Here is a 22,787-nt window from a genome sequence, read left to right on the forward strand (position 1 = left end):
TAATAACCAGCGTCAGAGATTAGTGAATGAGTAGTCTCTGACGCTGGTTATTATAGCATTACTACTTTACATATAATCTTTAAATTGGGTGAAATACTTTAAGCTAACTTTAAGCTATAGCAATTATACGACTTGTGAGGTACAAATTTATGGTTTTTAGGGAGCGGGGAGCAGGGAGCAGGGAGCAGGTAAGAGGGAAAACGTAAGAGGGAAAAAATAATGTGTACCTCATGAGTCCTAGATAGGTAAGTTTAGTTTAAATTTTCCACAAAAAGCTTACCAATTATACCGTTAGATTTTATAAAATAATGAACTGTTAACTATTAACAGGTCAACTGACTTTATTTTAATTCCATAGTATGGTAATAGTAAGCTAAGAAGTGGATGGTTAATCGATATCAGTTGCTTGATTGGAAATCATCACAGGAACTTGATAAAGAGGTACTGTGAAGGTAACTGTTGACCCTAAATTTTCCCCCATACTGAAAAAATTGACCACACCCCCCATGGTTTCAATCAGCTTTTGGGATATGACTAGGCCTAAACCCGTGCCGCCATATTGGCGAGTCCGGGAACCATCCACTTGGGTAAAGGTTTGAAACAGCCGGTCTTGCTGGTCGAGGGAAACACCGATGCCAGTATCAGCCACTCGAACTTTAACCAATCCTGGGAATTCCGTACCTTTGAAAGTTATCTTCTTTCGGATCACCTCAGCACTAACAGTCACCCCACCTTCATCAGTAAACTTAATAGCATTGCCCACTAGGTTTAACATCACCTGTAGCAGCCTTTGATAGTTACCATACATAACAATGCCATCATAGACATCAGGCATTTCAATTCTGAGGCTGAGGTTTTTTAGCTCGGCTTGATTGATCGTAAAGTCCTCAACTTTGCTAAACAGAGAGTCTAATTCTACTGAAGCGAGTTCTAGCTCCATTTTCCCCGCTTCAATCTTGGCAATATCGAGGATATCATTAATAATATTGAGCAGATGCAATGCAGAATTGTAGGCTTCTTGGATAAAATCCCTTTGCTCCTGTGGATCGTCTGCCATGCCATCAAGAACCAACTTGAGAAACCCAATCATGCCATTGAGAGGGGTGCGTAACTCATGGGAAGTATTAGCCAGAAAATCACTTTTGTGGCGAGACGCTTCTTCAGCCCTTTCGCTAGCTATTTCTAACTCCTTGTAAAGGGTGCCATGAGCGATCGCTGTGCCGACTTGCTCAGCCAATTCTCCCACTAACTTTATTTCTGCAGCACTCCATTGACGGCGATGGTCACACTGCTGTAGGCAAATCAAACCATTTGGTTCATCTTTATAGGAGGTTGAAACCACCAACACAGACAACTGTTCCCATTCACCAGGAACAATGTGTTCTACCAGCAGTGGCTCCTGACTAGTGAGGGCTTGTTGCAGGTAAGGCTCAGAATCCAAGGGTAGCAGTTGTTTTGCCATTGACCGCAACGGCTGTTGACAGTATTCTGCCTGCACCTTGGTTACCCGTGCATCTGGTTTGTAATAGCAAACGAGGCAACGGCTGACCTGGAGTGCCTCCCCTAAACTTTGGGCAGTTTGTTGCCAAATGGTATCTAGATCGAGGGTACGGCGAATTTGCCGGGCAATTTTGGTCAGTAATTTTTGATGGGGGTCTACACTTAGGCTTGTAGGAGATTCCCGCCATTCCAATATTGATGATTCCGGCAAAAAGCGACCCATAACTAGAACAGTGGTTGGTTCGCCATCCGCTGGCAAAATGGGGCTAATGACCAACTCAAAGGCAAAGGATCTGTCCTGGTAACAAAACGATTGAACAAAACGTTCAGGGGTTCGCTGGCTCAAAATTCTCTGAAGCCTATCTTGGTAGGCTTGGGCTTCAGTCGGGCAGAATGTATCTTCTAGGGGAAGTCCCACCAATTGTGTCACACTCAGACCATATTGCTCAGCAGCTTGCCAGTGAAAAGAAAGGCATTTGCCCGATGCCTCTTGAGTATAAACCAGCTCACACCCTAAACCCTGCAAAAAGTTAGAATCACCTTGTGCACTAGCGGATTGCCTATTTATATATCCAGTTTGAAAACATTTAAAATTCACAGGTGCAGCCATTAAAAGAAACCTGGAAACTACAAGCAACACCGGGAGCCTCAGTTCCCGTTTAACAAGTAAATGCAACCAACCAAGCCCTTAGCAGGAGCCAATGGCAACCTCTCAAAGTAGATGCCTTTACCTCTTGTCTATCAATCGTTCCACTCACCTCGGGGCGGTAGGGGTGGATTTCGGTCAAAGGTACGGGCTAATTCCTGATCTGTTCCCCTTTCACCCCTGAGCCATTGACGAATTGCCGTTTCTATTACTTTACTCGGATCATTAGTCAAGTGTTTGATTTGATCCAAGAGTTCCGTATCCAAATGAATAGAAATTTCTTCTTTGTCAGCTGAACGTGATAGATCTACGTTAGTAGCTTTGGTAGACTCAAGGTGGTTTTCAAGCAAACCCTCTTGATGCAAGGCATGATCATTCATAATCAATGGGCTAATAACACTACTAATATAACTTTACGATAACTGACAATTAGCCTGGCTCACTTATAACCATTCCAGAGATAGTACCCTTACCTCTGACGGAAAACATTAAAATACATTAAGTTGATCATGAACTCAATAGACCAGTTATTGACTGGGTTTATACCAATAGCTTATGACTGATGCCCCTGTCTCTCATATTCGCAATTTTTCGATTATCGCCCACATTGATCATGGGAAATCGACCTTAGCTGATCGCCTACTGCAAGCTACTGGTACCGTAAGCGACCGCCAGATGAAAGAACAGTTCCTGGACAATATGGATTTGGAACGGGAGCGGGGAATTACGATTAAGCTGCAAGCGGCTCGGATGAACTATACTGCTAGCGATGGTCACGAGTACGTTCTCAATTTAATTGACACTCCCGGTCATGTGGATTTCTCCTATGAAGTGTCCCGCTCACTAGTGGCTTGTGAAGGAGCACTGTTAGTAGTCGATGCATCCCAGGGTGTAGAGGCTCAAACTCTAGCAAATGTTTACCTAGCCCTTGAACACGATCTAGAAATTATTCCCGTTCTAAATAAAATAGACTTGCCTGGAGCTGAACCGGAAAGGGTAAGTACCGAAATCGAAGATATCATTGGTCTTGATTGTAGCCAAGCAATTCGAGCATCAGCCAAGGAAGGTATCGGTATCGACGATATCCTGGAATCTATTGTACATCTAATTCCAGCTCCAACCAATACCGTAGAGCAACCCCTAAGGGCGTTGATTTTTGACAGTTACTATGATGCTTATCGTGGCGTAATCGTTTATTTCAGAGTGGTCGATGGCACTCTAAAAAAAGGCGATCGCATTCGCTTGATGGCATCTCGCAAGGAGTACGAAATTGATGAGCTAGGGGTGCTTTCCCCTAACCAAGTCCAAGTGGATGAACTCCACGCGGGTGAAGTTGGTTACCTAGCTGCTGCCATTAAGGCGGTAGCGGATGCCCGTGTGGGTGACACCATTACTTTAGCAAAAGCAGCAGCTATTGACCCTTTACCAGGATACACGGAAGCCAAACCCATGGTTTTTTGTGGCTTGTTTCCCACTGATGCTGACCAGTATAAGGATTTAAAGGAAGCATTAGATAAGCTCAAGCTCAATGATGCTGCCCTGAACTACGAACCAGAAACTTCCTCTGCCATGGGATTTGGCTTCCGCTGTGGTTTCTTAGGCTTGCTGCACATGGAAATTGTCCAAGAGCGCCTGGAAAGGGAATATGATTTGGAGCTAATCACCACTGCCCCTTCAGTGGTGTATCAAGTGACCACCAATCAGGGAGAAGTCCTTGAAATTGATAATCCGAGTACTCTGCCATCCCCCCAAGAACGGGAAAAAATTGCCGAACCCTATGTCCGGGTAGAAATGATTACTCCAGAAACCTATGTTGGGACTCTGATGGAACTCTGTCAAAGCCGCCGTGGGGATTTTAAGGATATGACTTATCTTGCCCAAGGACGGACTACTTTAATTTATGAATTACCCCTAGCAGAAGTGGTTACTGACTTTTTTGATCAAATGAAGTCTCGCTCTCGGGGTTATGCCAGTATGGAGTACCAGCTCATTGGTTACCGAGATAATCCCTTAGTCAAGCTGGATCTACTGATTAATGCGGAACCTGTGGACTCCCTGGCGGTAATTGTTCACCGAGACAAAGCTTACTATGTGGGTCGTACCTTGGTGGAGAAACTTAAGGAACTTATTCCCCGCCACCAATTTAAAATTCCTCTTCAAGCCGCTATTGGTAGTCGAGTCATTGCTAGTGAACATATTCCGGCTTTGAGAAAAGATGTATTGGCTAAATGCTACGGTGGTGACATTTCCCGGAAGAAAAAACTTCTCCAAAAGCAGGCAAAAGGTAAAAAGCGGATGAAGGCTGTAGGCACTGTTGATGTTCCCCAGGAAGCCTTTATGGCAGTATTACGTCTTGACCAAGGCTAGAGGGGAGATTCAGTCATTAAAAGTCCAGACCTGAAAGCGGAGTACTAATTTCGTAATGCTTACTACCAACTAGCGTAAGTTTCAACCAGTTAGCTAAGAAAATTTGATGATAAGCTTCGGTAATTACTGAATCGGTTTTCAAGGTAGGTGAAAAACGATATTGGCAGATATATATCCGGAATTTTTGCCATCAATAAAAAAAATTGTCTAACTGGACACTGTTAAACTCACAGGTTAGTTTAGGATTGATTTCACATGATAAAAGTTCAGTGGCATGAGAATCCTAGTTACTGGTGGGGCTGGTTTTATCGGCTCCCATCTAATTGATCGTTTGATGGCAGAAGGTCATGAAGTTATTTGTCTGGATAACTTCTATACTGGTCACAAACGGAATATCCTCAAATGGCTGGCACACCCCTACTTTGAGTTGGTCCGCCACGACATCACTGAACCGATTCGGTTAGAAGTTGATCAAATATACCACCTTGCTTGTCCAGCATCCCCAGTTCACTACCAGTACAATCCCGTCAAGACTATCAAAACCAATGTCATGGGTACCCTATACATGCTAGGGTTAGCCAAACGGGTGAAGGCGAGATTCTTATTAGCGTCCACGTCTGAGGTATATGGGGATCCTGACGTTCATCCCCAGTCAGAAGATTATCGGGGTAATGTCAATACCATTGGGATCCGCAGTTGTTACGATGAAGGGAAGCGAGTGGCAGAAACCCTCGCATTTGACTACCATCGACAGAATGGTGTAGAGATTCGTGTAGCCCGCATTTTTAACACCTACGGTCCTCGAATGCTGGAAAACGATGGGCGAGTAGTGAGCAATTTTGTGGTGCAAGCTCTGAAGGGGGAACCCTTAACCGTTTATGGGGATGGTTCACAGACCCGAAGTTTTTGCTATGTCTCCGACTTAGTCGAAGGACTAATTCGACTTATGAATAATGACCATACCGGACCGATTAATCTCGGGAATCCTGGAGAATATACTATATTAGAACTCGCTCAGGCAATTCAGAAAATGGTGAATCCTGATACAGAAATTATCTTTAAGCCTCTACCTCAGGATGACCCCCGACGTCGTCAACCAGACATTAGTAAAGCTAAAACCTTACTAGGTTGGGAACCTACTATTGCTTTGTCAGAAGGGTTAGATTTGACAGTATCCGATTTCCGTAAGCGTTTAACTCCTCAAGAGTAAAACAAGAGCAAAACAATCAGATTTAATTAAACCAATCAACCTCAGGTCAGGGTGCCAATACTATCTTTGGCTCCAACCGTGAGACTTCCCTAACCTTCTACTAACCATTGAAGTTTATATTAATTGAGGCATAGGTCCATGCGCGTTTGTGTAATTGGTACAGGATATGTGGGCTTAGTAACTGGCGCTTGCTTAGCCCATATCGGTCATCATGTAATCTGTGTAGACAACAACGAAGAAAAAGTTAAGCTGATGAAGTCTGGACAGTCTCCCATCTATGAACCGGGACTGTCGGAAATAATGCAGGAGTCAGCTAATGCAGGTAGACTTGAGTTTACCACAGATTTGGCGGCTGGGGTAGAGCATGGGGAAATTTTATTCATTGCAGTGGGAACTCCCCCCCTACCTACCGGAGAAAGTGACACTCGTTATGTGGAAGCCGTTGCCAGAGGGATTGGATCCCATCTCAAGGATGGTTACAAAGTAATTGTTAACAAATCAACGGTACCCATTGGTTCTGGAGATTGGGTACGCATGATTGTCCTGGATGGGGTAGCTGAACGCCAGAAATCTTTGGTAACTGCAGGAGGGCAAGCTGAAACTGAACCAGCAGAAGACATTACAGCGGATTTTGATGTAGTCAGTAATCCAGAGTTTCTCCGAGAAGGGTCAGCAGTTTTCGATACCTTTAATCCAGACCGTATTGTCCTAGGAGGCAATAGCGAACAAGCGATCGCAATGATGAAGGAACTGTATCAACCAATTGTCGAACGCCAGTTTGCCGAAGACAAATCCCTTCCCCCAGTTTCTGTACTAGCTACAGACCTCAGCTCAGCTGAGATGATTAAATATGCGGCTAATGCCTTTTTGGCTACTAAAATTAGCTTTATTAATGAAATTGCCAATATTTGCGATCGCGTCGGTGCTGATGTTACCCAAGTTGCCAAAGGAATTGGTTTAGATTCCCGGATTGGCAACAAGTTTTTACAAGCAGGAATTGGCTGGGGTGGTTCTTGCTTCCCCAAAGATGTGTTAGCACTACTCCATACCGCTGAAGATTACGGTTATGAAGCGGATTTACTTAAAGCCACTGTCAGTGTCAACAAACGCCAACGTCTACTTGCGGTTGAAAAACTCCAGAAAGAGCTGAAAATCCTCAAGGGTAAAACAGTCGGCCTGTTGGGTTTGACCTTTAAGCCCAATACTGATGATATGCGAGATGCTCCTGCTCTAAATCTGGTGGAAGAACTAAACCGACTCGGAGCCAAGGTCAAAGCCTATGACCCAATTATTTCCCAAACTGGCATGCGTCATGGTCTATCTAACGTGATTGTAGAAACCGATCCAGAACGGTTGGCTGATAGCTGTGATGCTTTAGTGTTAGTTACAGATTGGGATCAGTTCCAGAAGCTGGACTATGGTAAGATGGCTCAGCTAATGAATAATCCGGTGATCATTGATGGTCGCAACTGCCTAGATCGGAATCAGCTAGAACGTGCTGGTTTCTCCTATTTGGGAATTGGTCGTTGAACTATATCCCCTCATCATAGAGCGAGAATTGATTGTCAACCTAAAGTTGTCAGAGCAGCTGATTCACTGTATCTGACAACTTTAGGTTTATTAGGTTTAAAAGTTCCTGACAAATCTCTGATTTGGGATAATCAACTTGTGTTGTTACTTCCTGCTCCAGGGATCAGGACTTTCTTGGAGCCCTTTGATCAAGAAATTAGCGGCATCTTTTAGGAGCCCACCTCAAGGTGCGAATTTAATTTTTAATGGCTAAAGCGCACCTTTAGAATTTTTGTGATAGCCAGTTTAGATTAGCGGTCTCTAAATTGCCATCAGTGAAATCCTGTACTAAAATGACTGAGGGGTATGACCCCTCAGTCATTTTGTTAATACTAGCTAAATACCCAAACCCCATCCCCACAGCTAAAAATCCTAGTTGTTGGGATTTGCAAACAACTTTGTGTTAAGACTATTGTTGGTGTTGAACAAGAACAAAACCCCAATCAGCACCCAGTACGCTTGGTAAGGGGGCATCAAGCATCTAAATTGAGTTAACTTACCAGTAATTGCCATTAAAATTCGCTAGGTTATCGGCAAGTGTTATAGTCCTACCAAAAAATCGGCACTACCCCAACAGGGTAGGTCAGGTAACTGATTTGCTGGTCAACTATGGGGGGATTACATATCTGTTTTGATGGTTTAATGGCTTCATGGATCCCAACAACCATTGACTATCAGCAAAGCTGATCAGTAACCCAAGCGTGATCTAGTTGGCGACAAATGGAGCTAAGCACTAAACTCTAGTAATGGTAATTTTGGTGATAGTTTTGGCTTAGATCACTAACAGTCCAAGTAAATCCTAGGGATCTGAGCTATGGTTGGTTCAGTCCAAGTAAATCCTAGGTATCTGAGCTATGGTTGGTTCAGTTTTCAACAAATCTGAGCCAAAATAATCTAGAACTGGGTGTGCCATAAAATTGTGACCATAACTGGTAGTCAGGCAAGATCAATGAGAGTGGAGGTAGTATGAGTCGCCCAAAACCAAGCCCTTTCCTAGAGCGGCGACAGGGTTTACAGAAAGGATTGATTAGGCAAAAAACCCAGACAATCCATCAAACAACTAGTCAATGTCTGAGATGGATTCTCAAGAATGTCCTTCTATGGATGCAACTGCTTAGTACTGGGTCATTTGTCGTAGTCTGGATGCTGTCTTTCAGTGCCATTGAACCAGCCCAGGCAACTACCCTATCTAAACATACTAAATTCTTAGAGCAGCTCCGGACAAATCACAGCAAGGATTCAGAGCAATCCATTAGTGAAGAAAGTGAAGAAGTAGTCCAAAATACAATAGTAGCACTAGGAAAGCTTGAAAGTCAACAGGAGACAATACCTGAGCCAATTAAGACCCAAAGGTCTTCTGCCCCAAGGAACAACTCCACCAGGAAACTGGCTTCACCTTTGCCGCCACACTTCTTACCCCAGACTGAACAACCAGTTAAACCAGCAGCCAAGCATAAGTTAGGGGCACGCCAGTCAAGGGCTACCCCTGAGACTCTCCCGACCTTGCTGAAAACCAAGGAATCTGCTCAGCCCAGTTCTTCTGCTAGGAGGAAGTTACCATTATCTCGGTTGCAGCAGCAAAAATTAGCCAAACGGGAGTCTACAGCTAAAGCTGTTTCTGCGCCGCTGAAAACCCAAAGCTCAGCTACCCCAAGAACTGCTTCCCAAAAAACCGTCAAAAAAACCGTAGCTGCTGCAATCCAGCCGACGGCTAAGCTCCAGCCAGAGGAGATATCCAAAGTTATTCCAGCACGGCATAAAGGCAAAAAGTCTGGTTTACTAAACAGTAACGGTAGAGAAAACATAACTACCTTAGGCCAGCCGAGAGGTAACCGCCAGCAAACACAATCAACTAAACCCAAGTTCAGATCACCTTATGCCAGGTCTAGAGCTAGGGCAATGCCACCTTTTGGAAAAGCCAAAACGTCGGCTTCCTCAAATATCAGCACTAGCAAACCTAACATCACCACTAGCAAAAAAGTTGGTTCAACAATCCCTGAGTTATCTCAACAGGCTCAAAAACCAGGGAAACTGGAGCTCAAACCAGGACAAAGGGATGGGTTACCAAAGTCATCCCTCCCCAATAAAAGTAAAGTCTCTGATCAACCTAACCCTGAAGCTACCTCAAAACTAGGCTCACCAGCCCTAGAGTCGTCGGAACTAAACGCCCGCAAAGCAGCTAGCTCTAAGCTAGCTACCCAGAAGAAATCTGCTGACAGTAAAGCTGACCCGAAAATAGACCAGTTAGCCTTAACGCCATCACCTCAGAAGCCTCTAGTGTCATCATCATCGACGGTAAACCTAGAGCAAATAGAGATAAAGTTCACAAAGTTGCTCACCCAACTGTTGCCCTATGGCAGCAGTTCGAGTTTGGATTTGGAAGGAGTAGTTCCAGCGAACTGGAGCAACTGTCAAACAAACACAGCCTGTAATCAGCTGCTGCCATCCCTAATTCCGAAGTTAGTTCCGAATAGTCCCAACTCTAGCTCGAACCAGCAGACATCCTCCCAGGCAAAAACCCAACCTTTGGCAGTACCAACAGACCCAATTCCGTCCAATACTGGTAAACTTCCCAACAAGTTCAAGCAACTGCCTCCTTCCCCACCAAGCCTGCCGGAGCAGCTAGGGCAAGGAACGGGCACACCCCTATTTCTGAATAACTACCAAAACCAAGCGGTAGGACAACTGCCTGTCTTCCCACAAAGCAAGACACCAGTGTCATTGCCAGCACTTCCTAACTCGATGCCGTTGGGAAGCAATACTCCTAACCCGAATTGGGGCTATTACCCTTATGTGCCACAAACGGTACTCTTGATGCCGATGATGCCAGGAGTACCTGGAACCATGCCCTTGGGTACGACTATGGGTACGAATAATGTTAATCCTGGTCAATTGCCCTACGTACCACAAACGGTACTCTTGATGCCGACGGCAGGGTTCGGCATGTCTACCCCCCAGGGGATAAATAGCTATAGCCCTAGCTATAACCCTGGCTTAGGTCAGCTACCTTATTTGAGAACTACACCGGCTCCCCTGCCAGCCCGAGTCAATCCCATTCCGATGGGGGGTACTACCTATAACCCTGGCTTCGGTCAGTTGCCCTACCCAAGACCCATGCCCGCTCCTCTGCCAGCCCCAGTGAATCCCATGCTCATGAGGGGTAGTCCTTACAATTCGGGTTTAGGTCAGCTGCCCTATCTGAGAAGTTCCCCATCCCCCCAGTCAGTAGTCCCGATCAATCCCATTCCGATCGGGGGCAGTAGTTATGGCTTGGGCTTAGGTCAGCTACAGTATTTAAATACCATTCCAGGGCAGGTACCAGGCCAATTCATGCCCATTCCAGTGGTGCCAAATCCCAATATCCCTGGCTTGAGTCAGTCTCCTTTCCCGGCCACCCCCCCAGGGCAGGTACCAGGGCAATTCATGCCCATTCCAGTGGTGCCAAATCCCAACATCCCTGGCTTGAGTCAGTCTCCTTTCCCGGCCACTCCCCCAGGGCAGGTACCAGGGCAATTCATGCCCATTCCAGTGGTGCCAAATCCCAACATGCCTGGCTTCGGCCAGTCTCCTTTCCCAGCCACCCCCCAACCACCGCTACCAGGGCAAGTCACTCCCATCCCAGTGGTGCCAAATCCCAACACCCCTGGCTTTGGTCAAGTACCCTTCTTCCAGCCAGCACTACAACCCTGGCCACCGGCTCCTAACTCAAACCTGAATCGACCAACCTCTCCCCCAACTGCCCAATCCCCCGGTCGCCCGTTGCTGCCTAGCACCGCTCTAACCCCAGCATCATTACGTTTCCAGGGTAGTTTCGTGAATCAAGGGGAAAATTCAGTAGCCAGAGCTCGCTTGGACGGAAACTACGTTATAACTCCCCAATTCCTGTTTGGAGCTACCCTAGATCTGACTAGCGAAAATGACCAATTGGTAGACTCACCTAACGAAGGGGCAACTATCAATCAGTTGTTCTTTACCGCTGCTCCTGCTAGCACCTTACCCACTCTGCGCTTTTCTGTCGGTCAGTTGGATTTAACCTCCTACTTTGATCGGAATAGTTTTGCCAAGGATGGGGTAAGCCATTTCTTTAATCCAGTTTTTCAAACTAATCCAGCCTTGAGTGCTACTGCGATCGCATCTCGTCCAGGATTATTGGTTAACTGGGCAGTGACAGACAATATAGAAGGCAAAGTTGCTCTGTTTTCATCAGCTGAGAGTCTGGAGCGATTTGACCTCAATGGGTTGGCTGGAGAAATTGGTTTGCGCTACGATAATGTGATCGTGCGAGGAACCTATGCCTCAGGCAGAGATGGTGGTGCCAATAGTGGCTTCCGGGAAATTTTCTCCATCGAACGGGGAAGGGATGACTTTGGCATCAACAAAAATGATGATGAAGAAGCATTTGGTGTCAATGGCGAAGTGTTTATTCCTGAACTGAAGATGGGCATATTTGGTCGCTATGGGGTTTACCGCAACCGGGATTTGGATGAAGAGGGAAACACCTTCAGTTTCGGAATCACCTTCTTGGATTTGTTTTCTAAGAATGACCGGGTAGGATTAGCCTATGGTCGGGACCTCTCCAATGAGGAATTGCGCCAGGAAAATGGGGATGATGTACCAGATGTGTTAGAGCTATACTACGATTTCCAATTTTTACCGAATGTGCGGCTTGGTTTTAGCCTTCAGCAACGCAATAGTTTAAAGGAAACGTTTGCCGGATTTCGATTGAAAACTGATTTTGATGTAACTCCTAGAGGTAGGTTGAGTCAATGATTCTAGAGGAAGGCAAAAGGAACAAGGGAAAAGGCTTACCCCCCATTACTAGGGGAGAATCTTCGGGTCAGAGGCAAAAGGCAAAGGGACTAAATTCACCTTGCCATCCGTGCCGCCGTGTGGTAAAGTCTTTACCCATTTACCTCTTACCCTTGACCGTTTACCTCTTACCCTTAACTGTTTCCCTTTTCCCTCTTGCCTTTTGCCTTGAGGCAGCTCAAGCTCAAACTATTCCGGTGCCGATTATCAGAGCCTTTAATCTGCTCAGGGAAGGACGAGTGGAGGAGGCAATTAAAGGGTTTGAGCAAGCTGTCCAGCGTTATCCCCAATCCATTGATGCCAAGATTGGCCTCGCAATCGCCTACCGCCGACAGGGATTGATTGACCAAGCCTGGGATGCCTATCAACAGGTGCTGGCTCAAGACCCGACCAATGAGTTAGCCCTAAGTGCAGTAGGTCTGTTGGGGACTTATAAACAAGAATGGCAGGCTCAGGGAATTGAAGCCCTTACGGTCTTGCTTGATATTAATCCCAATGATACAGAAGCTCGTGGTAGGCGAGCTCTGCTGTATGGTTATCAGCAGCGATTTGGTGAGGCGATCGCAGACTATGAAATTGTGCTGCAAACGGACCCTAGTCCAGATGTGCTAGTAGGGGCAGCAGAAGTTTACACCTACAACGGTAACCCTCAAAGGGGTCTGCAACTATTTAACCAATACCTCGCCACGGGAAATGTGATTAGTGGCTATGCTGTCCTGGCTTATGCCCAATCCTTAAGGCAAACTGGCAATGCGGCTCAGGCGGTGCAGGTTCTGGAAAACGAGTTAGTGGGGTTTGCCATCATCGATCAGCTCGATGACCTAGGCATCCAAACCCGGGCAGCCCTCTCCCAAGCCTATGCCGAAAATGGACAACTCTCTGAAGCCTTGACAGTATTAGAGCCTTTACAAGGTCTCCCCCAAGCCACATTGCCCTTAGCGCGATCGCTAAATGAAATTCGCAATAAAAATAAAGATCCAGCCCTGGAACCCCAAGTGTCGATACTCTACCGTCAAGCATTGGCAGAGAATCCTAATGACCCTAACTTAATTCGGGAGACAGCGGATGTGTTTACAGGCATACCCAGTGAACAAGCAAGCGCATTGCAGCTTTACCAACAACTGCTTGCCTTCCAACCTGATAACCGTAGTCTCATGATTAAGATCGTGGGTCTGGAACGTCAGACCGGGTTAATTTCTCAAGCGGAATTGAGCAACCGTCTAGCGACCATACTAATTCCCCTACCCACTGAACCCAGCGAATTGCAAGCGGTGGCAGACGCCTTGATCCCGATCGAGCCGCCCGGGCCACAATTTCTATCTATTTACCAAAATATCCTGGCATCTGGGGTTAACGCGCCGTTTTTGTACTTTCGGATTGCTCAACTATACATTGAAGCCAATGACTTGATCTCAGCTAGAAATGCTTTGGCTACTTATACCGCGACACCCCAGGGAGCTAACGATCTGGCAGTACAGTTGCTAGCAGCAGATATTGAACGTCGTGAAGGGAATTGGATTGCTAGCCGTCAGCGTTACCAAGCCTTAATTGCCAGCAACCCACCAGAACGGGATATTCTCAATGGTGCATTGCAAGGATTGTCATTTATACTTATCCTACAGGATAGACCTGTGGAAGCTGTGGCAATTTATGACCAGCTAGTGGCGCTTAATCCCAATGATGTTAACCTACAGCTAGCAAGAGCTACAGTTGCCTATGACGCGAATCTGATTCCAGAATCCCAAGCTGAGGCCTTTGTATACTATTGGTTGCAGACACAACGCAATGTGCTTCCGCCCCCAGAACTCTTTGCTCTAGTTGGTGCTCTACCTGCGAATCCCACACGGGAACCCCTATACATTTCCCTGCTGCAATCTGAACCAGACAACATACCAGTAAACCGCCGTTTAATTCAGGTTATTGCTCAGCGTAGTCCAGAATTAGCTAGAGCTCAGGTGATTGAATTAGTCAATCGAGCTCCCTACTCCGTTCAAACATACGTGTTACAGGGGCGATTGGCAGAAGCGATTGATCAGTTAGACATAGCAGAACGCGCCTATCAGGTGATTTTGACCGCAGAACCCAGTAACACTGAGATTATTGCCGCTTTAGGTGGTGTTCGGTTCCAACAACGACGCTTTGACTCGGCCAAACAACTCTATTATCGAGGTCTTGCGATCCAACCCCTGGATTTTGGGGTACGTCGTGCCTTAGTTGGACTAAATCAGACTGAAGACTTCAAAGTCAAAGCCCTAGAACAGTTGGAACAGCTAAGACTGGAGGAATTCAGTCGAGGGTCTAGTACTGCTACCCTGTCCCGTCAGAGACAGCAAATCCAAGAAGGATTTCTGTTCCGCAGGGGTTTCCAACCGCCTTGGGAACGTTTTGATTAAGGATAAAAGATGAAGTCTAGATGAAGTGTGAAGTCTGAAGGATGAAGTCTAGATGAAGTATAAAGGGTGAAGTGTCAAGGATGAAGAATGAACTGTCAAGGATGAAGTATAAAGGATTAAGGTATCGCAAGGGAAAATCCAAAATGGCAATTAACACTTAAAAATTGGCAGTTTTATAATAACAAATGAATAATCCAGACATTTAAAGCCGATATCAGCATTCAATAATCCTGAACTCTGATTTTTTTACGCTAGGCTGATGTTCAGACTTCTTGCCTTAAAAAACCAGGTTGGATAAATATAGAGACTTGTATCCAACTATGTTTGAGGAGTAAATGTTTGAGCAGTAAATTTACGATGTCATACAACAGCCGTCAACATTTATTTATGGCTCGCACCAAGAGCGTTTCTATTGTTACTGTCACCATTATGTTGAGTCAATTGGGTTGTGCTCCCCATCAATTGTCAAGACGATCTCCAACTCCAAAACCCCCCCAGTCATCACCAGGCAAAACTTCTTCAGTCTACCGCGAGTATCCTCAACCAGACACTTCCAAGACTCCTATAGCGATAGACGAAAGCATTATCATAGCAGAAAGTTGGAGTGTATACAAAGAGAAATTTATTCAACAAGACGGGCGAGTCATCGACTTCGAAGCTAGCGATCGCTCAACCTCTGAAGGCCAAGCCTATGGGATGCTGCGAGCGGTCATTGCCGATGACCCCACCACCTTTGCCCTAACCTTAGAATGGTCTCAAAACAATCTCAAACGCTCAGGAACTAATGGTACTCTCGAAGATCAGCTTTGGGTGTGGAAGTGGGGTCGTGATCAGAGCGGTAACTGGGGTGCAATTGACAGAAATTTTGCCAGCGATGCCGATATTGATGCAGCAACGGCATTAATTCTAGCTTACCGCCGCTGGAATCGTCCGGAATACCTAGATTTAGCGTTGACTAAGCTCGAAGATCTCTGGAACTTGTCCACCAAAGAGGTAAGGGGAAAGCGCTATCTTCTGCCAGGACCTGTAGCAGCCTTTGTCCCTTCTCCATCAACTCTATATCTCAACCCCTCATATCTTTCTCCTTTCTCCTTTCGTCTCTTTGCCCAAGTTGATTCCAACCATGACTGGTTAAGTTTGGTGGATAGTAGCTACCAGGTGTTAAAAGAATCTTCCCAGGTTTCTGCTGTAGGCTTACCCAGCGATTGGGTCGCCCTTGACACCGAAACTGGTCAATTCCAGCCATTGCCACCAGACAGTCCACTCAAAAGTTCTTATAGCTTTGATGCCTACCGAGTGTGGTGGAGGGTTGCTTGGGATGCAGCTTGGTTCAATACCCCAGAAGCATTTTCCTATCTCGGTACTGCCACCCAGCATTTGCAATCCCTGTGGCGTTCTTCCTCAAGGCTGCCCGCCAGGATTGACATCCAAGGCAAAGCAACTGTGACTTACGAAGCCACTTCCCAATACGCCATGCTTTATTCTGCCCTACGTTTAATTGAGCCAGCCATGGCTAGAGAATTGATAGAGCAGAAACTAATACCACAATATCAGGAAGGGATTTGGGATGATCAATCGGCCTATTATACCCAAAACTTAGCTTGGTTAGGGTTATTGCCTACCACAGCCATCGACGGCAACCTGTTAAATCCCAGTTAGAGACGGGAATATTTGAAACATACCAGTAACTATACCGATAACTATACCGATCAATCTATACCGATAACTATACCTAATAGATCTATACCCATCAATCAGGTGATACAGGTGACAAAAATGGTCTCAATGGTTAAAGTTAAGCCTAAGCAATACAACTTATCTTGATAAATTAATGGTTCTCTTAGTATTCTCCTAGTATTCTTTATTATTACAATTATGAAATTCTTGTTTCGCCGCTCCCAAGCCCAAGATATTAACACTAATCATCAAAGACGTGCTATTTCTGGTCCTCGATTATCCTTGTTACTGCTCTGTACAAGCATGGTCTTAACCCTGGGCATCGGTACTACCCTAACCAGAGCTCAAGAGGAGGGTAATCTCAGAAGACAGGAAGACCAGTTCATCCAGAAATACACCTTACCCAAAACCCCCACTAAGGCTCCAGTCTACAAACCTAAACCTCGTCCTCGTCCTCGGCCAGCTGCCCGACCCAGACCAAAAGCTGCTCCAGCAGCGGCACCACGAAGACGCTCTAATCCAGCCCCAGCCAGGGTTGCTCCCGCCCGACCTCGTCCAGCTGCCCGATCTCAGCCACGGCGGACCCAATCCCGTTCCCAGTCCCGACCTCCTTCACAGCCCCAATCTACTCCAAATCCAATTGCTTCTACGCCGAATATCCCATTAAGTGAGTACATGTTGCAATTTAACCGCTCTCCGATTGTAGGCAATCGCCTCAGGATGCGAGGGGTTTATTCAGAAGCAAGACTGGGCTTTACCCGTCCTCGGGGTTGGGATATAAAAACCGCCAAAGCCTTAATCCGCTTCCAGCATTCACCAGCCCTGATGGCAAATCGCTCTAACCTGACCTTGCGGATTAATGGCACCAGTGTGGCTAGTGTCCCTCTCAACCGCAAGCAGTCTCAGGTGGCTAACGTCATGTTTGCTATCCCAACGACCCTGATCCAGGACTACAATGAACTTTCCCTAGTAGCCCAGCAACACAACAGCACTGGCTGTACGGATGGAGGGGATCCCACGTTGTGGACTGAGGTTTTGCCAGATTCAAAATTAATCTTCCAATACCAAGTTGAACCTATCCCCCTAAACTTCAGTCGCTATCCTTATCCTTTCTTTGATCAACTCAGCTTAGATGCCAATCGCATGGCTTATATGCTGCCGAAGGGGAATGTCGAGACCCGATCCGTGGATTCCTTAGAATCTTGGTTGACTGCTGCCCCTCGTTTACAGGCTTCCCTAGGTAGGTTGGCTGACTTCCGTCCCATTACCACCCGTTTGGTAGAGACTATCGACGAATTAGAGTGGGGCGATAGTTTAGTTGTGATTGGGACTCCTGGGGATCAACCGATGTTGAAGTCTTTAGCACTGCCCTTTACCTTCTCCGGGAATCAAATTTTAGATGGGAATCAGATTCCCTTACCCGATGATGTCGGTGTGCTAGCACTAACCACAGTCAATGATGGCGGTAACCCGGTCTTGGTGGTGACTGGCAATGGCCCAGATGGCGTGAAAAAGGCTGCCCAGTTTTTAGTACAGCCAGATACAAGTAAACTTGGCACAGGTCAATTAATTTTCGTAGATCAGGTTCGGGATGTACCAATACCATCCTCCCGAAATTGGCCTGGTTATTTGCCAGAAGAAAATTCTTTTACTCTAGAAGACATCGCTACTCAGCCCAATGGTAAACCCTTTAAGGATGTAACGGTGCGAGGCAGTGGAGCACCACCGGTAGAGTTTGATTTTCGTGCCTTACCGGATGATCGGTTTAAACGGGGCAGTTCCATGAATTTGGTTTACAGCTATGGTCCCCAGGTCAATCCTCGAACCTCTGCTGTAGAAGTCTTACTAGATGATGTACTTATTGGTGGTAAACGCTTGACTAAGAGGGATGGCTCACAGCGAGAAACCCTCAAAGTGGATCTTCCTGCCAATCTGATTAAACCAACCTCTAAAATCAAAGTCGCTTTCCGGCTGAACCCCAGGGAACCAGAGGAGTGTGGTAAAATCACCGACCAACAACTAACCGGTACGGTTCATGCTGAGACCAGCTTCAAAGTTAATCGCGAGCCCTCAGTTCAACTACCTAATCTAGAACTGTTGCAAGCAGGTTACCCATTTGCAGCTCCTCAAGATTTGTCTAATACAGCGATGGTGTTGTCAGAGAGACCATCTGATACCGATCTGCTCACCCTTCTTGCTATGAGTGAACGTTTAGGACGTCTGAGTAAGGCAGATTCAGTACAGCTGGATGTTTACACCATTGAACAATTGCCTGATCAGATCAGGAAGAAGCGCAATCTAATCGGAATTGGCACCAGGGAGGAATTTCCCTTTCCAGAGGTATTTGAATCAAGTGGTTTGCGTTTGAGTAATGCTCTAGGACGTCAGTGGGGTGAAGCTAGTGTCCAGACTCTACCCGATAGTGAAGGGGTAATTAAAGAAATCATGTCTCCCTATAACGATCAGCGGGTACTTTTGGCTTTGAGTGGTCAAACGGAAAATGGCTTAGACCGGGTGCGGCAGATTCTTAATAAAGATTCTTGGTTCTACCAGTTGCAGAAGGATACGGCTTTAGTTAGTAGTTATCAACAAGACCCTGCTGGTTATGACCCCGATGCCTATAAGCTAGAGTTTTTTGAACTAGCCCGTTCTACAAAGCGCATAGAAAAAACCTCCGCCCTCAGTAAAGCATCGTTCTTCCTCCAACGAAACTGGTGGTTCCTAGCTTTAGGTATTCTGGGCGTAACCTTCCTGTTTTATGGCATTAGCCAGTTGTACCTCAAGCGTGTGACAGATCAAAAAAGTCATTAGTCATTAGTAATTAGTGATTAGTCTTTACTATTGATTAGTCTTTACTATTGTCTGTCTATTAAATGGGATTAGATTAAAATTCCACTGACTGAATAATGAGTAATCACTAATCACTAATTAGTAGATAAAGTATCTAGCATTTAAAAATAGATCATAAAACTAAAGGCTGATTTATAAATAACACAAAAAAATACTTCTTTACTGTTCCCTGTTCCCTGTTCCCTGTTCCCTGTTCCCTGTTCCCTGCTCCCTGTTCCCTGCTCCCTGTTCCCTTTGTTAATCAATATTAGTTTCACATCTCAAATCAAAATGCTATAAATTGCTATGTCTTTTTCCTTATTTAAACGATCGAGATCTAGGCAAAATCGCCCTCATCGATCCCCTGTAGTTAGATTACTCGTTGATCGCCTGCCTCGGTTTTTTGACCGAGTCCTAGCACGGCTAGGGTCGAATCACTTGTGGTGGCTGATTTTGCTGCTGGTGTTGCTATCCATACCCCTGATTACTACACCCCTAACAGTCAGGCAGCAGGGAATTGTAGCGATCGCACTCATCTTGGTTGGTCAAGTGGTAGTGCGCACTGAAGCCAAACAATCTGACAAAACAGTTAATGAGTATTTTCATCTGTTTTTAGTATGGCTGAGCCTGGTGACCACCATGCGCTACCTATACTATCGCTTTGCCTACACCCTGAATTTTGATACTTGGGTCAACGGGTTTTTCTGTGTGCTGTTGTTGGGGGCGGAATTGTATGCAGTTCTAACCCTAGTGCTAGCTTATTTTCAAACCCTAAAAATCAAAGACAGAGAAACTGTTGATCTGGCTAACTATCCTCAAGAGCAATGGTTTAGTGTTGATGTTTACATTCCGACCTACAACGAACCTGTAGACATTGTCCGCAAAACAGCAGTAGCGGCTCTGGCTATGGATTATCCGGAGGATAAAAAACAAGTCTATGTCTTAGATGATGGCAGAAAGTATCCAGAGCGTCGCAAAAAGTTAAAGCAGATGTGCGAAGAAATCGGCTGTAAAATGCTGATTCGACCTAACAACGATCATGCCAAGGCGGGTAATATCAACACAGCGTTTAATACTACCAAGGGCGATCTGGTCTTGATCCTGGACTGCGATCACATCCCAGCGCGAGAATTTCTGATGCGTACGGTGGGTTTTTTCTACAACCCAAATGTATCCTTTGTGCAAACCCCCCACTGGTTCTATAACCCCGACCCCTTTGAGCGAAATTTGCAGACTAAGGGTGAGATTCCAGTGATGAATGAACTCTTTTATAAAGTACTACAAAAGGGCAATGACTTCTGGAATGCTTGCTTTTTCTGTGGCTCAGCAGCCGTAATTCGCAAAACCCATGCGCTGGAGATTGGGGGAATTGCGGTTGAAACCGTTACAGAAGATTGTCACACGGCCTTCCGGCTTCATTCACTAGGTTATGAGTCAGTGTACTATGACCAGATTATGATTGCTGGCTTAGCCCCTGAAACATTTGCCTCTTATGTCGGTCAGCAAGTCCGTTGGGCAAGGGGAATGGCTCAGATTCTACGGCTAGAATTCCCCTTGTTGAACTGGAAGGCAAAACATCTCACCTTAGGCCAACGAATTTGCTACTTTTCAGCCACCTCCCACTTCTTCTATGGCTTTCCCCGGCTGATTTATGCTGTAACTCCCACTCTGTTCCTATTGTTTGGCATAAATCCCATTCAGGGTTTGGGGATAGAAACCTTATTTTATGCCCTCCCCCATCTACTGATTGGTCTCAATGCTAACTATGTCACCTACAAACAGGTTAGGTTTTCCTTCTGGAACGAGGTGTTTGAATTTGTGATGTCATTCCAGACAGGGTATGTGACTCTGATGGCGGTGATTAACCCCAAGCTAGGTTCGTTTAATGTAACTGACAAGGGGGTATCGGTTAGTAAACGGAGTTTTGATTGGCAGTCAGTACAGGGCCTTTTGGTAGTGACAGCTCTAGTGATTGCTGCCTTACTAGCTGTTCCCTTTTGGCTGCTGCTCCGCCCAGAAGATTCAGAGGCGGTCTTGGTTAACGCCATGTGGTGCGTCTTTAACTCCGTTCTGCTGATAGCAGGTTTATTGGTTGCCTTTGAACAACCCCAACAACGCCCCAAACACCGCCTGCCACGACGCCTTGCGGTGACAGTTCACACCCCTGACCAGAGTTGGCCAGCGGAAACGGTTAATATCTCAGAAAGCGGAGTTTTAATTGCCTTAGATAGCTGGCCCAACCTACCTGATCAAGTAGACGTTGAAATTGTCGGAGATTACGGCAGACGAGCCCTTGTTCCTGGACAAATTATCCGGAAGACACCCATTAGTGACCATCAAGTTCACCTTGCGATTAATTTTATCAACCCCACTCAAGCTCAGCTAGATGATTTAACCCTAGTAATTTATTCCGATGTTCGGGAGTGGTATTCCCAGAAGCGTGCGATCGCAGACCGACCCATGGGATCATTAGGCTTCCTAGCCACTGGTCTATTCCGTTCCTTCCGAGAATTGAACACCCAAAGTAGTACTAAGGTGCGTAAACAGATTAGGGCTACGGCTCAGCTTTATTGGGAAGGTAAGTTTTACAGTGGCAGGGCAACTGAAATGGGAGTGATGAGTTTACGGGTTGAATTAGAGCGCAGCACTGAATTTTCTGACACCACGGAGCAAACTAGTCCATTGCTCACACCAGAAGATTTACGAAGAATGGAGCACGACGAACCCTTCGTTGGCTTGCTATTGAGTCAGGAATCAACTAACCAGTTACCACAGCGATTGTTGGCTCAAATTGTAGATGTCGAAGATTTATCCGATCAAGTTGCCATTGAGTTGAAGTTCCCAGATCAGTTAAAGCAGAAACAGGAGACCAAAATTAAACAGCTTTTGAAAGTACTTTAGAAAGTACTATAGTTGAACGTTGAACGCGCACGCGTGGCCAAACGCGCCCCGCGTGGCCAATAGGCCAAGGCCAAGGTTGAACAGAACGTGAGACGCATTCCCCCACCTCGTTCAGGTGGGGGTTAGTCCACGCTAAGAACAATAGCCAAAAACATGGAACATCAATCAATCTATTGTCGTCTCCATTTTTGGAGGCTAAAATGTTAAATAGCAATCTTATTATAGACCAGTGAAAACGCCGAACAAAGTCATCAGAACTGACAAATGGAAACTTAATCCGTCTTCCGAACAAAAAGCATTGTTTGCGGAGACGGTCAAAGTTTATCGTCAGGCTTGTAGGTACTTGGTTGGCATTATTTATACTGATTGGTCTGAGCTTGGTGGATTGACAGCAGATCAGTTAACTCCTGCTGTCGAAAAGTTAATGCATGAAACAGCCAAGCGTCCAAATATCAAATATCCACAATTCAATCAAGCTTTTTACAAATTTCCTAGCTATTACCGTCGAGCTGCAATTGCATTTGCGGCTGGACAGGTTAGTAGCTTTGTTACTCGATATCGGGAATGGCAATCTGGTAACAGAAAAAAGAGAGATAGTAAGCCGCCAAGACTAAATGCTGATGCTGGCTGCTATCCTGCTTTGTACAAAGGACAGTGTTACAAGCTGTATGGTTTCGACCAAGTAGAAATCAAAGTTTTTGATGGCAAAAACTGGGTCTGGACTATGGTTCAAATCACCGGTTTAAGAGAGCGCCACCAGGTGACTACAAACAAAATGATGTCTCCGTCGTTGATTTTCAATGATAGGTGCTGTCATCTGTCTGTTCCATTCACTTGTAAGCCAGAAAAACGCAAACCGGAGGCTAATGTTACTGCGGTAGATTTA

Annotated in this window: 11 protein-coding genes and 1 pseudogene; 9 read left to right on the forward strand and 3 right to left on the reverse strand. The window is 45.8% G+C overall.

From position 1 onward, the window contains the following. Window positions 1-109: 109 nt before the first annotated feature. The 3 genes from F6K52_RS12440 to F6K52_RS12450 form a co-directional block, all read right to left on the reverse strand. Window positions 110-232, reverse strand: coding sequence for a hypothetical protein (locus tag F6K52_RS12440; protein ID WP_293077878.1), 123 nt, complete (start codon window positions 230-232; stop codon window positions 110-112). 156 nt (window positions 233-388) lie between these two features. Next, window positions 389-2,026: an ATP-binding protein gene (locus F6K52_RS12445; protein ID WP_364417343.1), complete on the reverse strand. Its 1,638-nt coding sequence runs from the start codon at window positions 2,024-2,026 to the stop codon at window positions 389-391. A gap of 215 nt (window positions 2,027-2,241) precedes the next feature. Beyond that, window positions 2,242-2,496, reverse strand: coding sequence for a type II toxin-antitoxin system CcdA family antitoxin (locus F6K52_RS12450; RefSeq protein ID WP_044492117.1), 255 nt, complete (start codon window positions 2,494-2,496; stop codon window positions 2,242-2,244). Window positions 2,497-2,701: 205 nt separating this feature from the next. Between F6K52_RS12450 and lepA the strand changes: the two genes are divergently transcribed. The 9 genes and pseudogenes from lepA to F6K52_RS12495 form a co-directional block, all read left to right on the forward strand. Next, a complete protein-coding gene (gene lepA / locus F6K52_RS12455; protein ID WP_293077882.1) occupies window positions 2,702-4,513 on the forward strand; it encodes a translation elongation factor 4 in 1,812 nt (603 codons plus the stop codon). Window positions 4,514-4,787: 274 nt separating this feature from the next. Continuing rightward, window positions 4,788-5,723, forward strand: coding sequence for a UDP-glucuronic acid decarboxylase family protein (locus F6K52_RS12460; RefSeq protein ID WP_293077884.1), 936 nt, complete (start codon window positions 4,788-4,790; stop codon window positions 5,721-5,723). Between the two features lie 138 nt (window positions 5,724-5,861). Further along, a complete protein-coding gene (locus tag F6K52_RS12465; RefSeq protein ID WP_293077886.1) occupies window positions 5,862-7,253 on the forward strand; it encodes a UDP-glucose/GDP-mannose dehydrogenase family protein in 1,392 nt (463 codons plus the stop codon). Window positions 7,254-8,258: 1,005 nt separating this feature from the next. Continuing rightward, window positions 8,259-12,062, forward strand: coding sequence for a hypothetical protein (locus F6K52_RS12470; RefSeq protein WP_293077889.1), 3,804 nt, complete (start codon window positions 8,259-8,261; stop codon window positions 12,060-12,062). Next, window positions 12,059-14,494, forward strand: a complete 2,436-nt coding sequence (locus tag F6K52_RS12475) for a tetratricopeptide repeat protein (RefSeq protein WP_293077890.1) — start codon at window positions 12,059-12,061, stop codon at window positions 14,492-14,494. Before F6K52_RS12470 ends, F6K52_RS12475 begins: the two co-directional genes overlap by 4 nt. Before the next feature lie 357 nt (window positions 14,495-14,851). Beyond that, window positions 14,852-16,153 (forward strand): glycosyl hydrolase family 8, encoded by a 1,302-nt coding sequence (locus F6K52_RS12480; RefSeq protein WP_293077891.1) that lies wholly within the window; start codon window positions 14,852-14,854, stop codon window positions 16,151-16,153. Between the two features lie 216 nt (window positions 16,154-16,369). Beyond that, the gene (locus F6K52_RS12485; protein WP_293077892.1) at window positions 16,370-18,982 is read left to right on the forward strand and encodes a cellulose biosynthesis cyclic di-GMP-binding regulatory protein BcsB; all 2,613 of its coding nucleotides are present in this window, start codon (window positions 16,370-16,372) and stop codon (window positions 18,980-18,982) included. Between the two features lie 324 nt (window positions 18,983-19,306). After that, window positions 19,307-21,901, forward strand: a complete 2,595-nt coding sequence (locus F6K52_RS12490; protein ID WP_293077893.1) for a glycosyltransferase — start codon at window positions 19,307-19,309, stop codon at window positions 21,899-21,901. Window positions 21,902-22,130: 229 nt separating this feature from the next. Continuing rightward, window positions 22,131-22,787 (forward strand): annotated as a pseudogene (locus tag F6K52_RS12495) (IS200/IS605 family accessory protein TnpB-related protein); the annotation flags it as partial.

This window comes from Moorena sp. SIO3H5, assembly GCF_010692395.1.
GTDB lineage: Bacteria > Cyanobacteriota > Cyanobacteriia > Cyanobacteriales > Coleofasciculaceae > Moorena.

Excerpts from the sequence above, each read along its gene's own strand:
- F6K52_RS12440 (WP_293077878.1), bottom strand. The coding sequence starts at position 232 with ATGAGGTACACATTATTTTTTCCCTCTTACGTTTTCCCTCTTACCTGC.
- lepA (WP_293077882.1), top strand. The coding sequence starts at position 2,702 with ATGACTGATGCCCCTGTCTCTCATATTCGCAATTTTTCGATTATCGCC.
- F6K52_RS12460 (WP_293077884.1), top strand. The coding sequence starts at position 4,788 with ATGAGAATCCTAGTTACTGGTGGGGCTGGTTTTATCGGCTCCCATCTA.
- F6K52_RS12465 (WP_293077886.1), top strand. The coding sequence starts at position 5,862 with ATGCGCGTTTGTGTAATTGGTACAGGATATGTGGGCTTAGTAACTGGC.
- F6K52_RS12470 (WP_293077889.1), top strand. The coding sequence starts at position 8,259 with ATGAGTCGCCCAAAACCAAGCCCTTTCCTAGAGCGGCGACAGGGTTTA.
- F6K52_RS12475 (WP_293077890.1), top strand. The coding sequence starts at position 12,059 with ATGATTCTAGAGGAAGGCAAAAGGAACAAGGGAAAAGGCTTACCCCCC.
- F6K52_RS12480 (WP_293077891.1), top strand. The coding sequence starts at position 14,852 with ATGTCATACAACAGCCGTCAACATTTATTTATGGCTCGCACCAAGAGC.
- F6K52_RS12485 (WP_293077892.1), top strand. The coding sequence starts at position 16,370 with ATGAAATTCTTGTTTCGCCGCTCCCAAGCCCAAGATATTAACACTAAT.
- F6K52_RS12490 (WP_293077893.1), top strand. The coding sequence starts at position 19,307 with ATGTCTTTTTCCTTATTTAAACGATCGAGATCTAGGCAAAATCGCCCT.